Source organism: Polynucleobacter duraquae (genome assembly GCF_000973625.1).
Taxonomy (GTDB): Bacteria; Pseudomonadota; Gammaproteobacteria; order Burkholderiales; family Burkholderiaceae; genus Polynucleobacter; species Polynucleobacter duraquae.
Window position 1 is genome coordinate 677904 of the sequence record NZ_CP007501.1, and the last position, 13050, is coordinate 690953.

The following is a 13050-nucleotide window of genomic DNA, read 5'->3' on the forward strand; positions in this document are numbered from 1 at the left end:
TTAATTCTTTAAATTAAATTTAATTAAAAGGTTAGTAGAAATTCTTTGGGGCGAACCATTCACTAAAAATGGTTTAAAGCGATAACGACGGCCAATTTCCGTTGCTGCTCTGTCTAATCTTGGAAATGAGCTGGAACGTAATAAGGCAACATCCTCAACACTACCTGATTCATCAATAATCAGTCTCACCACCACTTCTCCTTGCTCTCCAGATCTTTTGGAAAAAGAAGGGTAGTAAGCATCTGCATCTGGTTGATATACAACGACTAGTTTACCAATGTCAGTCTGAATGGGTGTGCCACTTGATCCAGAGGTAGTGGCTGGTGCAACCGTAGCATTCGGGGCTTGTGATTCACTTTTGGATTGCTGAGGTGTTGGCGGGGTTGGAACCTGTTGTTGGCTTTGGGGCGGTGTTGGTGCTTGCGTGGATTTTTCATCCACAGTTTTCTTCTGCTCTTGCTTGGGTTTTGGTGGAGGCGCAGCTGGGGCGGCCTGAGGCTGTTTAGCGGCCTCTGGACTTACTAAATTGGCCATCACTCGCGCATCATCTTGATTGTTGTCGTTGTCCGGCTTCATACCGCTTTGAAAGCCAATCAGAAACAAAAAATGCAAGGCAACAACAATGCCAATGATGATGCGTTCAGTCTTGTCGAATGGTAGACGCATATTCATTTGACTTAAAAAGGCGCTCATGTAAATGAGCTCACTACCTGAGATTGAATGCTATGTTCATCCAGATCTGATTGCATGAGCTCGCGCGCCATGTGATGTAATTTCTGCGCATCTTTACTGCTGATGAATTTGATGGAGCCAGATTCCTCGTGATCTAAGTGCTTTTCCTGCGATTCTAGTTTTCGTTTGAGTTGGCGCACTACTGCCTCGCTGGTATCAATGAGGTTAATGGAATCGCCTAATAATTTACGTATGGCTTTTCGTAAGAAAGGGTAGTGTGTGCATCCCAGAACCAGAGTATCTGCCCCCGCTTCCTGAATGGGTTCTAGATGTTGAGCAAGTAGCTCTAAAGTTTCTTCAGAATTAGCCTGGCCCGCCTCAATCAGGGGAACCAAGCCAGCACCCGCTTGTTTGACAAACTGACAATTGGGTAGGGTGGCCAGCAGATCACTAAATTTATCACTCTTGAGCGTAGCTTCAGTTGCAAGCACGCCAACAATGCCATTACTTGACTGCATTGCTGCAGGCTTGATGCCTGGCTCTACACCGATGATTGGAATATTACTCAGCTCATGACGAATATTTGCAATGGCCTCGGCGGTGGCAGTATTACAGGCAACCATAATGGCATCACAACCTTGCGCTGCTAAGTATTGGCACAGCTCCATACTGCGGTTAGCAATCCATTCGCTAGATCTCTCTCCATAAGGGGCATTAATGGAGTCGGCCAGATATATATAGTTATGTTCAGGAAGTTGGCGTAAAGCCTCATCCAAAATGGATAAGCCTCCAACGCCAGAATCAAAAACTCCGATGAGTGCCAAGTAAGGTCGCTTAACTAGAAGTGGCTGAGTTAATAGCCAACTTAGGCAATCGTGACTGGAATGCCGGCAATCTTTGCTTGCCATTCTTTAGGGCCTGTCTCATGCATAGAGATACCGGCAGAACTGACCGCTACCGTCACTGGCATGTCTTTGACATCGAATTCATAAATCGCTTCCATGCCAAGGTCAGCAAAGCCTACTACCTTCGCCGTCTGAATGGCTTTGGAAACCAAGTAAGCAGCGCCACCAACAGCCATCAAGTAAGCAGACTTATGTTTTTTGATCGCTTCAATTGCAGCAGGGCCACGTTCTGCTTTACCAATCATAGATATCAATCCAGTTTGAGCCAGCATCATCTCAGTGAACTTATCCATGCGGGTTGAAGTAGTTGGGCCTGCTGGGCCAACTGCTTCGCTACCCACTGGATCTACTGGGCCAACGTAATAGATCACGCGGTTTTTAAAGCTTACCGGCAATTCTTCACCTTTGGCGAGCATATCGGCAATACGCTTATGTGCCGCATCGCGACCAGTCAAAATTTTGCCGTTGAGGAGCAGTGTTTCGCCTTCTTTCCAGCCAGCCACTTCTTGGGCAGTCAAGGTATCTAAATTCACACGCTTCGATTTTTTGGTGTCTGGAGTCCAAGTCACATCTGGCCAATCAGATAAGGATGGTTTTTCTAATATCGCTGGGCCATCGCCATGCAAGTGGAAATGTACGTGGCGGGTTGCGGCACAGTTTGGAATCATCGCTACTGGCAGTGAAGCCGCATGCGTTGGATACTCCATGATTTTGATATCGAGCACAGTGGCTAGGCCACCGAGACCTTGTGCCCCAATACCGAGCTTATTGACCTTCTCGTAGATCTCTAAGCGCAGCTCTTCGGCACGAGTCTTCGCACCGCGTGCGATTAATTCTTGAATATCTACCGGACCCATTAAAGACTCTTTAGCCATCAACATGGCCTTCTCTGGGGTGCCACCAATACCGATACCTAAGATGCCGGGAGGGCACCAGCCCGCACCCATCGTCGGGACGGTTTTGACTACCCAGTCTACGATTGAATCAGAAGGGTTGAGCATGACCATCTTGGCTTTATTCTCAGAGCCGCCACCTTTGGCCGCACAAATGACTTCGACATCATCGCCTGGGACGATTTCGTAATGAATAACGGCTGGAGTGTTGTCACCCGTGTTTTTGCGCTTGCCCGCTGGATCAGTCAAAACAGATGCTCTTAGTGGGTTATCAGGATTCATATAAGCCCGACGAACCCCTTCGTTCACCATCTCGGTGACGCTCATGGTGGCATCGCCCCACTGAACATTCATACCAATTTTGAGGAAAACGACTGCGATACCAGTGTCCTGGCACATGGGGCGGTGACCTTCTGCACACATCCGGCTATTGGTCAAAATCTGTGCAATTGCATCCTTCGCTGCGACACCTTGCTCAAGCTCATAAGCCTTGCCCATAGCGGAGATAAAGTCCTTGGGGTGGTAGTAAGAGATGAATTGGAATGCATCTGCCACGCTTTGAATGAGGTCGTTTTGTTTGATATATGTCATGGTTTTAAGCTTAATTATGTAAGGTTTAATCTATTTTAAGGGTTTGCCATAGAGCAAATCTAGCGTGTTTTCACTTATCTTATTAGCTCTTGGGGATGCGTTTCCTTAACTCTGCGCTATTTTTGCAGAAAAAAACGACTAATTATTGAATAGAAGGGCTGTGAAGCATGGAACCATTGATGCAAGAAAACCGCGTATTTAACCCACCAGCAGACTTCATTAAGTCCGCCGCTATTCCTGGAATGGATGCTTACAACAAGCTCTGTGCTGAAGCTAACAGCGATTATGACGGTTTCTGGAGTCGCCTTGCTAAAGAGAATCTCTTTTGGAAAAAGCCCTTTACTAAAGTTCTTGATGAGTCCAAAGCACCTTTCTACAAGTGGTTTGAAGATGGCACAACCAATGCCTCTTATAACTGTTTAGATCGCCAGGTTGAAAATGGCCTTGGTAACAAGACCGCGATTATTTTTGAAGCAGATGATGGATCCGTTACCAACATAAGTTATCAAGAGTTGCTTGAGCGTGTTTGCAAAATGGCAAATGCACTTCGAAAAATGGGCATTAAGTCTGGTGACCGCGTCATCATTTACATGGCAATGACTATCGAAGGCGTTATTGCGATGCAGGCTTGTGCGCGTATCGGCGCAATTCACTCTGTTGTGTTTGGTGGATTTTCTGCTCAAGCACTTCGCGATCGAATTATTGACGTTGGTGCCGTGGCAGTGATTACGGCAGACGGACAGTTCCGCGGCGGCAAATCATTGCCTTTAAAGGCCATTTGTGACGAGGCGCTGTCTACTGGCGAATGCCCTAATGTAAAACATGTGATCGTAAACAAGCGTACCGGCAGTGATGTCACCATGACAACTGGCCGAGATGTTTGGATGCAAGAAATCGTAGCGAATGAATCCACAACTTGCGAGCCAGAGTGGGTCAGCGCTGAACATCCATTATTTATTCTTTATACATCGGGTTCAACCGGCAAACCTAAGGGTGTGCAGCACTCTACAGGTGGCTACCTCTTGTGGGCGATTCTCACAATGAAGTGGACCTTTGACATTAAGCCGACTGACGTCTTCTGGTGCACAGCAGATATCGGCTGGGTAACAGGTCACTCCTATATTACCTACGGCCCACTCGCAGTGGGCGCGACGGAGATTGTGTTTGAGGGTGTTCCAACTTACCCCAATGCGGGCCGTTTCTGGGACATGATTCAAAAACACAAGGCAACGATTTTCTACACTGCTCCAACAGCGATTCGCTCATTGATCAAGGCATCTAGTAATGATCAAGCAGTGCATCCAAAGAGCTATAACTTATCTTCCTTGCGTCTCTTGGGTTCAGTCGGTGAGCCGATTAATCCAGAAGCGTGGATCTGGTACTACGAAAATGTGGGAGGCTCACGTTGCCCAATCGCAGATACCTTCTGGCAAACCGAAACTGGTGGTCATATGATTTCACCATTGCCGGGTGCAACTCCGATGATTCCAGGTTCATGCACATTGCCATTGCCAGGTATTCAGGCAGCGATTGTGGATGAGGCAGGCGTAGACGTTCCAAATGGTCACGGTGGTATTTTGGTTGTGAAGCGTCCATGGCCTTCCATGATTCGTACGATCTGGGGCGATCCCGATCGCTTCGTGAAGTCTTACTTCCCAGAAGAGTTGGGTGGTACTTTGTATCTGGCAGGTGATGGTGCAATCCGCAATAAAGATACTGGCTATTTCACGATTACGGGTCGTATTGATGACGTCTTGAATGTTTCTGGTCATCGTATGGGCACGATGGAAATTGAATCTTGCTTGGTTGCTAATCCCTTGGTTGCTGAAGCGGCAGTTGTGGGTCGTCCCGATGAATTGACTGGTGAAGCAATTTGCGTATTCGTAGTCCTGAAGGGCGGACGCCCAACAGGTGACGAAGCGAAGAGGATTGCTACTGAGTTGCGGAACTGGGTGGGCAAAGAGATCGGTCCGATTGCTAAACCAAAGGATGTCCGCTTTGGTGATAACTTGCCTAAGACTCGTTCTGGCAAGATCATGCGTCGCTTGCTGCGCGTGATTGCAAAAGGCGAGGAAGTAACTCAAGATACCTCAACACTGGAAAATCCAGCGATCTTGGATCAGCTCAAAGAGTCTGTTTAAGTAGCTATTCACGCTTTTAGAGGTAAGCCCTTCCGGCAAACGTATAATCAACGGCTGTACGGAAGGGTGGATGAGCGGTTTAAGTCACACGCCTGGAAAGCGTGCGTAGGTTAATAGCCTACCGCGGGTTCGAATCCCGCCTCTTCCGCCAAGTTGTCAAGTAAAAAGGGGCTTAATTGCCCCTTTTTCTATTTATTCCCACAGATGTTCCCTCATAAAGCTTTGTTTTTAATGGCATTAATGACATTTTTCTCCCTAAGGAGAGTGTTTTCTTTAATTAGTCAATGGTTAGACTTTATTTGAATGAGTTGCATATCTAAGGATTGGAGTTGTTTGTTATTAGGCCGCTGCTTTTTAGGTATTTGCAATAGCGTGTGGCAGTTTAGATGGTTATCCGCCAAAGGCTTTCATTTTCTCTATAAGATTAGCTTCATCACCTCTTACTGCAAGATAGTTGGAGCCGTGAAAATTTTCCATATTGAAGTGATACTCAAAAAACTTTACTTGATTAGGAAATATTTTTCCGATAACAAATCCATGCTGCTTTAAAAGAGAGCAAAAATCTATTAGTAAATCATGAGAGATGATATTCCATATCCCATATTCAAACTGTAAAGCTCGTACGCATTTTAACTTTTCGCCAAATCCTTGAATAACCTTGAGGTCCATGCCTTCAACATCTATCTTTACAAAATCTACTGCTTTAATTTTTGCATCTGTCATGTAATCAAAGGCTCTAATAGTTTTACACTCAATACTATTTGTGTAATAGCCTTCTATTGCTGGATTACCTTCAAAGTTACATGATGTAGACATGGAGGAGGCATCGCCAATGTGTATTTTAATTGGACCAGCTATATTTGAGAGGCCAACATTATTGGGCATGATATTTTTCAGCCGATTTAAATTGTTCAAAAGCTCTTTATGAGTGCTGGGAACAATTTCAAAAGTGTGAATCATAGCTTGTGGGTTTAAATTAGATGCAATTTCAGCCCACTCCCCCACATTTGACCCCACATCGAATATGCAATGCATATTTAAACCCGACATAATCCTCAAGACTCTACTCTCTCCGTTGCGATTCATATCAAAATCTAGATTATTCATAAATCTATGAAAACTATCGACATTTAATTCAATCGCATCAATAAAACTTTTGCCTCTATATTTACAAAGAAAGCGAGCAAACGAAAGACCTATACGCCTAATCATATTTTTAAACATTTAGTACTCATTATTGATATTAATTAACATGACTTTACTCTGGCTGGATGGGGTTAGCGACCAATGTAGGGTTTTAGAGATGGATATGCACTTGCAACACATAAGTGATGACAGTTTTTTTTAGTTAATAAGTTGTTTCGAGCATCCATCAGCTCATATTTCCATCCATATCCGTCTAAATCTTGCACAGCAGTGGTTTGACGCTTCTTCCGCCAGTAGTTTGAAACCACCTTCAGGTGGTTTTTTCTTTACTTTTTCTTGATTTCTACCCTAAGTCACCACTTCAGCCTGAATATTTTAGATACTCAACCCTCTGTTTTTAATCGAAAAAAGGGGTTTTTAGTGTTTTTGTTGCATTGCCGCAAATAAATCTTGCACTGCAATAAAAAACTTTTTAGAATGGTGCATAGCAACACATTTATCAATTTTATAAAAGTTAGGAAAACACCATGTTCCAGAATCAATTAAACGACCAAATGACACAAGCTCAAACTAAAGCTGTTGAAAATGCCAAGTTCTTGGCTCAAGTAGCTGTTGAAAGCGCAAAAGAATTAGCTGAAATCAACCAAGCTGCCGCTAAAGATGCTTTAGTAGTTGCTCAAGATGCAAGCGCTCAGTTGTTGGCAATTAAAGATGCACAACAGTTGGCAAAATTGGCTCAGCCAGAAACTGCACAAGAAGCTGCTAAGTACGCTGCTGCTTACCAAGCTAAAGTAAGCAAGGTTGTGCGTAACAGCAACAAAGAAGTTGCTCAAGTAGTTGACGCATCTATTGATGACGCACGTGCTGATATGGTGAAGTTTGTTAAAGAAGCTACTAAGACAGCTCCTGCTGGTTCTGAGGCATTTGTATCTGCATTCAAAACTGCATTTGAAACTTCACTCCAACAGTTTGACCAAGTTCGCGCTTCAGCAACTGATGCTTTCGCAAACTTCGAGAAGAGTGTTGACGCTGCAATGTCTAACTTTCAAGGCCAATACGCAGTAGCTAAGCCAGCTGCAAAAAGCCGTAAAGCTGCTTAATTAGTTTTTTAAAAACTTTGCACGTGAAACCGCCTTCGGGCGGTTTTCTTTTTTCGCTTGTCGTAAGATGGATGCTTTAGAGCTAATGAGGAGTACACATGATCTTTGCAATCCTTTTAATGGATCGTCCCGGCACCGCAGAATTACGTATTCAGGTACGACCAGAGCATCGTGCTTACTTGGGTAAGCTCGCAGACAAGATGGCTTTTGCCGGCCCACTGACCTCAGAAGATGGCAAGACGACAGTAGGTAGTTTGTTGGTCATGGATTTTCCTAGCAAGGTGGATGTTGAGGTTTGGTTAGCAGATGAGCCGTTTACCAAAGCGGGGGTTTATGAAAAGCCGGTGATTCACGTGTTTAACAATAGCTGGCAACAACAGGTTGGGTTTCCACCAGTTAAGTAATCAAGTAGACTTGAGGTATGAATTCAACTACATTGCGCCCTTTAGCTATCCTTGTTTCTATTGCCGTCATTGCTCTAACGGGATGCGGCTCTATTGAGTCAGCGGCCCAAGATGATTGCACTTCTATTGGCTGGCAAATCGGCAGCAAAGGTTACAACGATTGCTTTAAGGCTCGTGTTTACGAACGCAAGCTAGATTACGCTCCGCCACCCGGCAGCAAACCATCCCCGTCAGTTATTTAATTTAGGGTTTACCCTAGTTAAATTCACTTGAGCGCCGTCAAGGACTTGAGTGCAGAAATAACCCAAAATCATCCTTGATCTTGGGAATTTCCTATATAGAGCGAGCTCAGTTATTTCTTGCTAATTCGGACCTTCTTAAGCCCGGTTTTAGATATAAAAAATAGCATCATTATTGCGACTAGAAATTAGAGATTAAAACTATGAATCACCCAAAACCCTCAGATGAAGTCAAGGCTGTTGCCGTAGCAACAGCAGATGATTTAAGGGAAACCATTCGTCGCAAGAGCAAGCTCAAAGGGCGTCAAGCAGACGATGTGTCCTTGGCAGAGGTTCGCCAGTTAATTGGTGTTGCAGCTGATCGTCGTGATTTGCTGATTGAAAATTTACATAAGCTCAATGATGAATACCGTGCTTTGCATGATCGTCATTTGGTTGCTCTCGCAAAAGAAATGAATTTGCCGATGGCGGAAGTTTATGAGGTTGCCACTTTTTATCACCACTTTGAAGTGGTGCGTGGCAATGATCCCGTTGCTGATATTACTCTGCGTGTTTGTGATGGTATCGCCTGTGAGTTGGCTGGCGCACAAAATCTATTAGCAAAGTTACCAGCAATTTTAGGTAATCCAAAAATTAAGGTGGAGGCCGCTCCCTGTGTGGGCCGTTGTGAACAGGCTCCAGTAGCAGTTGTGCATCAGTACCCAGTATTGTTCGCAACTACAGATAAGGTTGCCGCCGCCGTCAAAAATAATTTGACGACTCATCCGATGGCTAAGGACAGTGCGAATTTTGATCCTGCGGCTTTAGCTGAAAAGGGCATATCCCCACAAGGTGACAATCAAGCAGTTTCACCAGACTATGTAGGCTATGAGTCCTATCGCGCGCAGGGTGGTTACGCTTTAGCAAAAGAAATTGTTGAAGGTAAAAAAGACAGCGAGAGCATTGTCAAGATCATGGAAAGCTCGGGACTTCGCGGTCTAGGTGGTGCGGGCTTCCCAGCAGGACGCAAGTGGCGCATTGTGAGAGATCAAGTCGCTCCAAAATTGATGGCAGTGAACATTGACGAAGGTGAGCCAGGTACATTTAAGGATCGCACCTATTTGGAGCGTGACCCACATCGTTTTTTAGAGGGTTTGTTAATTGCCGCTAATGTAGTCGGTATAGATGCTTGCTATATTTATTTGCGCGACGAGTATCACGGTTGCCGTGAACTGCTCGAATTGGAGCTAGCAAAGCTCATAGCAAATCCGCCATTTAAATTACCATTGATTGAGTTACGACGTGGCGCGGGCGCGTACATTTGCGGTGAAGAATCCGCCATGATTGAAAGTATCGAGGGTAAACGGGGCGAACCTCGTATGCGTCCCCCTTACATAGCTCAAGTTGGTTTGTTTGGTCGTCCAACACTAGAGCACAACTTTGAAACTCTCTACTGGGTGCGCGATATTGTTCAGCGTGGCCCTGAGTGGTTTAGCTCTTTCGGTCGTCATGATCGCAAAGGCTTACGCAGTTATAGCGTTAGTGGCCGAGTTAAAAACCCGGGTGTGAAACTGGCTCCAGCCGGTATTACGATTCAGGAGTTGATTGATGAGTATTGTGGCGGCATGCAAGATGGCCACAAGTTCTACGGTTATTTACCGGGTGGCGCGTCTGGCGGCATCTTGCCAGCAACCATGAATGACATTCCATTGGACTTTGATACCTTGCAGCCTTATGGTTGTTTCATTGGTTCGGCTGCGGTGATGGTGTTTGGCGATAAAGACAAGGCGCGCGATATGGCGCTCAACGTAATGCACTTCTTTGAACATGAGAGCTGCGGTCAATGTACGCCATGTCGTGTAGGCACCAGCAAAGCTGCCAAGTTAATGCAGTCACCATCTTGGGATCAGAATACTTTAGAAGACTTAGCCACTGTGATGGTTGACGCTTCTATCTGCGGCCTCGGTCAAGCTGCACCAAATCCAATTCGCTGTATTGCAAAATATTTCCCAGAAGAAATTGCTTAATCAGCAATCAAAAAAACTAAGGGAAAAACGAGATAAATATGAACGCACCAGTAAATCCTAAAGAGCTTGAATTGCAAACCGTTGAGTTCAAGCTTGACGGCAAAACCATCGTTTCTTACGAAGGTGAGACTATTCTCAAGGCTGCTAAGCGCCACGGGATCGATATTCCTCATTTGTGTTTTAAAGATGGTTACCGCGCTGATGGTAATTGCCGTGCTTGCGTAGTAGAAATTAATGGTGAGCGTACTTTGGCGCCCAGTTGCTGCCGTAGCGCAACTCCAGGCATGGATGTTAAAGCCAATAGCGAGCGTGCACTAAAGAGTCAAAAGCTAGTGCTCGAGATGTTGTTATCAGACATGCCTGATGAGGGATTTAAGTGGGTTGGTGATAGTAAAGAAGAAGAGCAAAAAAATCAACACGGTGAATTGAGCACTTGGGCAGCACGCTTAGATGTTACGGTTCGCCCAGAGCTCAAAGCATTACGTCGTGAAAAAGTCAGTCATGATGTATCTCACCCAGCCATGGCAGTGAATCTAGATGCCTGCATTCAATGTAATCGTTGTGTGCGCGCTTGTCGTGAAGAGCAGGTCAATGATGTGATCGGCTATGCAATGCGCGGTTCTCATAGCGAGATTGTGTTCGATCTAAATGACCCCATGGGTGATAGCACATGCGTTGCTTGTGGTGAGTGCGTACAAGCATGCCCAACAGGTGCATTAATGCCTAAAGGTTTAATTGGCTCGCAAACGGTTGACCGTAAGGTAGATTCAGTTTGTCCTTTCTGCGGTGTAGGTTGCCAAATTACTTACAACGTGAAAGATGAAAAGATTGTTAGCGTAGAAGGTCGTGATGGCCCGGCCAATCACAATCGTCTTTGCGTGAAGGGTCGCTTTGGTATGGATTACATCCATAATCCACAGCGCTTAACTAAGCCGCTAATTCGTAAAGCGGGCGTTGCTAAAGATGAAACTTTATTAGAAGGTAAGCAAGACTGGTCCGATATCTTCCGTGAAGCTACTTGGGAAGAGGCTTTGGAACTTGCTGGTGGTGGCCTCAAAAAGCTAAAAGATCAATACGGTAACAAGGTGCTTGCAGGCTTTGGCTCTGCAAAAGGCAGCAATGAAGAGGCTTACTTATTCCAAAAACTGGTACGCACCGGTTTTGGTAGTAATAACGTTGACCATTGCACACGCCTTTGCCATGCATCTTCTGTAGCTGCGTTGCTCGAGGGTGTTGGTTCTGGTGCCGTTAGTAACCAAGTCAACGATGTTGAGCACTCAAGTCTTATTTTCTTAATTGGTTCAAATCCAACAGCAAATCATCCCGTTGCTGCTACCTGGTTTAAGAATGCCGCTAAACGAGGCGCCAAAATTGTCTTGTGTGATCCACGTGCAACTGAAATCAGTAAGCATGCCTGGCGTACGATGCAGTTCAAGCCAGATACGGATGTGGCGATGCTCAATGCCATGATCTACACAGTCATTGAAGAGGGCTTAGTTGATAAAGACTTTGTTGAGAACCGCTCCAATAATTTTGAAGCTCTTAAGGAAAATATTAAGGGTTATAGCCCAGAAGCAATGGCACCCATCTGCGGTATTCCAGCAGAAACCTTGCGTGAAGTAGCTAGAGAATTTGCTACTACTAAATCTGCCATGATTTTGTGGGGAATGGGTATTAGTCAGCACGTTCATGGTACTGATAACGCCCGTTGCTTAATTGCTTTAGTTAGTATTACTGGCCAAATTGGTAAGCCTGGTTCTGGTTTGCATCCACTGCGCGGACAAAATAACGTGCAGGGTGCAAGTGATGCTGGATTAATCCCGATGATGTTCCCGAACTACCAACGCGTAGACAATCCCGAAGCGCATGCCTGGTTTGAGAAATTTTGGGATACCCCATTAGATAAGAAGCCCGGTTACACCGTAGTGGAGATCATGCACAAGATCACTGCGCCCGATAGTGATCCAGACAAGATTCGTGGCATGTATGTTGAGGGTGAAAATCCTGCGATGAGTGATCCCGACTTGAATCATGCCCGCCATGCTTTAGCTTCTTTGGATCTATTGGTCGTGCAAGATATTTTTATGACCGAGACTGCACTCCTAGCGGATGTGGTGTTACCAGCAAGTGCATGGCCTGAGAAGGTTGGTACTGCTAGCAATACTGATCGTATGGTGCAGATGGGCAAGAAAGCCATTAACCCTCCGGGGGACGCAAAGCCTGATTTATGGATTATTCAGCAAATTGCTAAACGCATGGGTCTGAACTGGAACTACCAAGGTGCTGACGACGGTGTTGCAGAAGTGTATGACGAGATGCGTCAAGCAATGCATGCAGCCATTAACGGTATCACTTGGGAGCGTTTAGAAAAAGAGTCTAGCGTGACTTACCCATGCTTATCCGCTGAAGATCCGGGTCGCCCCATTGTGTTTGATGACAAGTTTGATACTAAAGATGGCAGAGTGAAGTTAGTGCCAGCCGATATCATTCCCGCGAATGAGCGCCCAGATGCGGAGTATCCATTTGTATTGATTACAGGTCGTCAGCTAGAGCATTGGCATACCGGTAGCATGACGCGCCGTGCAACTGTCTTAGATGCGATTGAGCCAATGGCTACCGTATCAATGCACGGTGAAGATATGACCCAGTTAGGTGTATCTGCTGGTGATGTCATTACGGTTCAGTCTCGTCGTGGGGAGGTCGCTATCCACGTTCGACGAGATGACGGAACTCCCCGTGGCGTGATCTTTATTCCGTTTGCATACTATGAGGCTGCAGCCAACCTCATTACCAACTCAGCCTTAGATCCATTTGGCAAGATTCCTGAGTTTAAGTACTGCGCGGTCAAACTTGCTAGAGGTGGTCAGGCTGCCCCAGTGATGGGTTATGGAACGAATGACCCTAGTAGGAAGCAAGCTGTAGTTACCTGCTAAGCTATTTTGAAAACAACAAA

Annotated in this window: 10 protein-coding genes and 1 tRNA gene; 7 read left to right on the top strand and 4 right to left on the bottom strand. The window is 45.5% G+C overall.

Annotated features, from left to right (window positions below; genetic code table 11):
- The 3 genes from CL55_RS03565 to CL55_RS03575 are packed head-to-tail and all read right to left on the bottom strand — an operon-like array spanning position 1 to position 3061.
- Positions 1-693 (bottom strand): energy transducer TonB, encoded by a 693-nt coding sequence (locus CL55_RS03565; RefSeq protein WP_046329895.1) that lies wholly within the window; start codon positions 691-693, stop codon positions 1-3.
- Positions 690-1580 carry a glutamate racemase gene (gene murI, locus CL55_RS03570; RefSeq protein ID WP_237150531.1) on the bottom strand — a complete coding sequence of 297 codons (891 nt, stop codon included), beginning with the start codon at positions 1578-1580 and terminating at the stop codon, positions 690-692. Before murI ends, CL55_RS03565 begins: the two co-directional genes overlap by 4 nt.
- Positions 1538-3061 carry a fumarate hydratase gene (locus CL55_RS03575; protein ID WP_046329897.1) on the bottom strand — a complete coding sequence of 508 codons (1524 nt, stop codon included), beginning with the start codon at positions 3059-3061 and terminating at the stop codon, positions 1538-1540. Before CL55_RS03575 ends, murI begins: the two co-directional genes overlap by 43 nt.
- A gap of 167 nt (positions 3062-3228) precedes the next feature.
- Here CL55_RS03575 and acs point away from each other — a divergent pair, with 167 nt between their 5' ends.
- Positions 3229-5202 carry an acetate--CoA ligase gene (acs, locus tag CL55_RS03580; protein ID WP_046329898.1) on the top strand — a complete coding sequence of 658 codons (1974 nt, stop codon included), beginning with the start codon at positions 3229-3231 and terminating at the stop codon, positions 5200-5202.
- A gap of 60 nt (positions 5203-5262) precedes the next feature.
- Positions 5263-5353, top strand: a tRNA-Ser gene (locus CL55_RS03585).
- Between the two features lie 239 nt (positions 5354-5592).
- Here the strand turns inward: CL55_RS03585 and CL55_RS03590 are convergent.
- Positions 5593-6426, bottom strand: a complete 834-nt coding sequence (locus CL55_RS03590) for an FkbM family methyltransferase (RefSeq protein WP_046329899.1) — start codon at positions 6424-6426, stop codon at positions 5593-5595.
- A gap of 449 nt (positions 6427-6875) precedes the next feature.
- Between CL55_RS03590 and CL55_RS03595 the strand changes: the two genes are divergently transcribed.
- The 5 genes from CL55_RS03595 (at position 6876) to fdhF (ending at position 13030) form a co-directional block, all read left to right on the top strand.
- On the top strand, positions 6876-7448 hold the full coding sequence (locus CL55_RS03595; protein ID WP_046329900.1) for a phasin family protein: 573 nt from the start codon (positions 6876-6878) through the stop codon (positions 7446-7448).
- A 98-nt stretch (positions 7449-7546) separates the two neighbouring features.
- Complete coding sequence (locus CL55_RS03600; protein ID WP_046329901.1) at positions 7547-7852, top strand: YciI family protein; 306 nt, start codon at positions 7547-7549, stop codon at positions 7850-7852.
- 17 nt (positions 7853-7869) lie between these two features.
- Positions 7870-8094 (top strand): hypothetical protein, encoded by a 225-nt coding sequence (locus tag CL55_RS03605; RefSeq protein ID WP_046329902.1) that lies wholly within the window; start codon positions 7870-7872, stop codon positions 8092-8094.
- Positions 8095-8294: 200 nt separating this feature from the next.
- On the top strand, positions 8295-10097 hold the full coding sequence (locus tag CL55_RS03610; protein ID WP_046329903.1) for an NADH-ubiquinone oxidoreductase-F iron-sulfur binding region domain-containing protein: 1803 nt from the start codon (positions 8295-8297) through the stop codon (positions 10095-10097).
- 38 nt (positions 10098-10135) lie between these two features.
- Positions 10136-13030, top strand: coding sequence for a formate dehydrogenase subunit alpha (gene fdhF, locus CL55_RS03615; protein ID WP_046329904.1), 2895 nt, complete (start codon positions 10136-10138; stop codon positions 13028-13030).
- Positions 13031-13050 lie beyond the last annotated feature (20 nt).

What these genes read in the sequence shown, in the direction of transcription:
- CL55_RS03565 (WP_046329895.1), bottom strand. Translation starts at nt 693, where the DNA reads ATGAGCGCCTTTTTAAGTCAAATGAATATGCGTCTACCATTCGACAAG.
- murI (WP_237150531.1), bottom strand. Translation starts at nt 1,580, where the DNA reads ATGGCAAGCAAAGATTGCCGGCATTCCAGTCACGATTGCCTAAGTTGG.
- CL55_RS03575 (WP_046329897.1), bottom strand. Translation starts at nt 3,061, where the DNA reads ATGACATATATCAAACAAAACGACCTCATTCAAAGCGTGGCAGATGCA.
- acs (WP_046329898.1), top strand. Translation starts at nt 3,229, where the DNA reads ATGGAACCATTGATGCAAGAAAACCGCGTATTTAACCCACCAGCAGAC.
- CL55_RS03590 (WP_046329899.1), bottom strand. Translation starts at nt 6,426, where the DNA reads ATGTTTAAAAATATGATTAGGCGTATAGGTCTTTCGTTTGCTCGCTTT.
- CL55_RS03595 (WP_046329900.1), top strand. Translation starts at nt 6,876, where the DNA reads ATGTTCCAGAATCAATTAAACGACCAAATGACACAAGCTCAAACTAAA.
- CL55_RS03600 (WP_046329901.1), top strand. Translation starts at nt 7,547, where the DNA reads ATGATCTTTGCAATCCTTTTAATGGATCGTCCCGGCACCGCAGAATTA.
- CL55_RS03605 (WP_046329902.1), top strand. Translation starts at nt 7,870, where the DNA reads ATGAATTCAACTACATTGCGCCCTTTAGCTATCCTTGTTTCTATTGCC.
- CL55_RS03610 (WP_046329903.1), top strand. Translation starts at nt 8,295, where the DNA reads ATGAATCACCCAAAACCCTCAGATGAAGTCAAGGCTGTTGCCGTAGCA.
- fdhF (WP_046329904.1), top strand. Translation starts at nt 10,136, where the DNA reads ATGAACGCACCAGTAAATCCTAAAGAGCTTGAATTGCAAACCGTTGAG.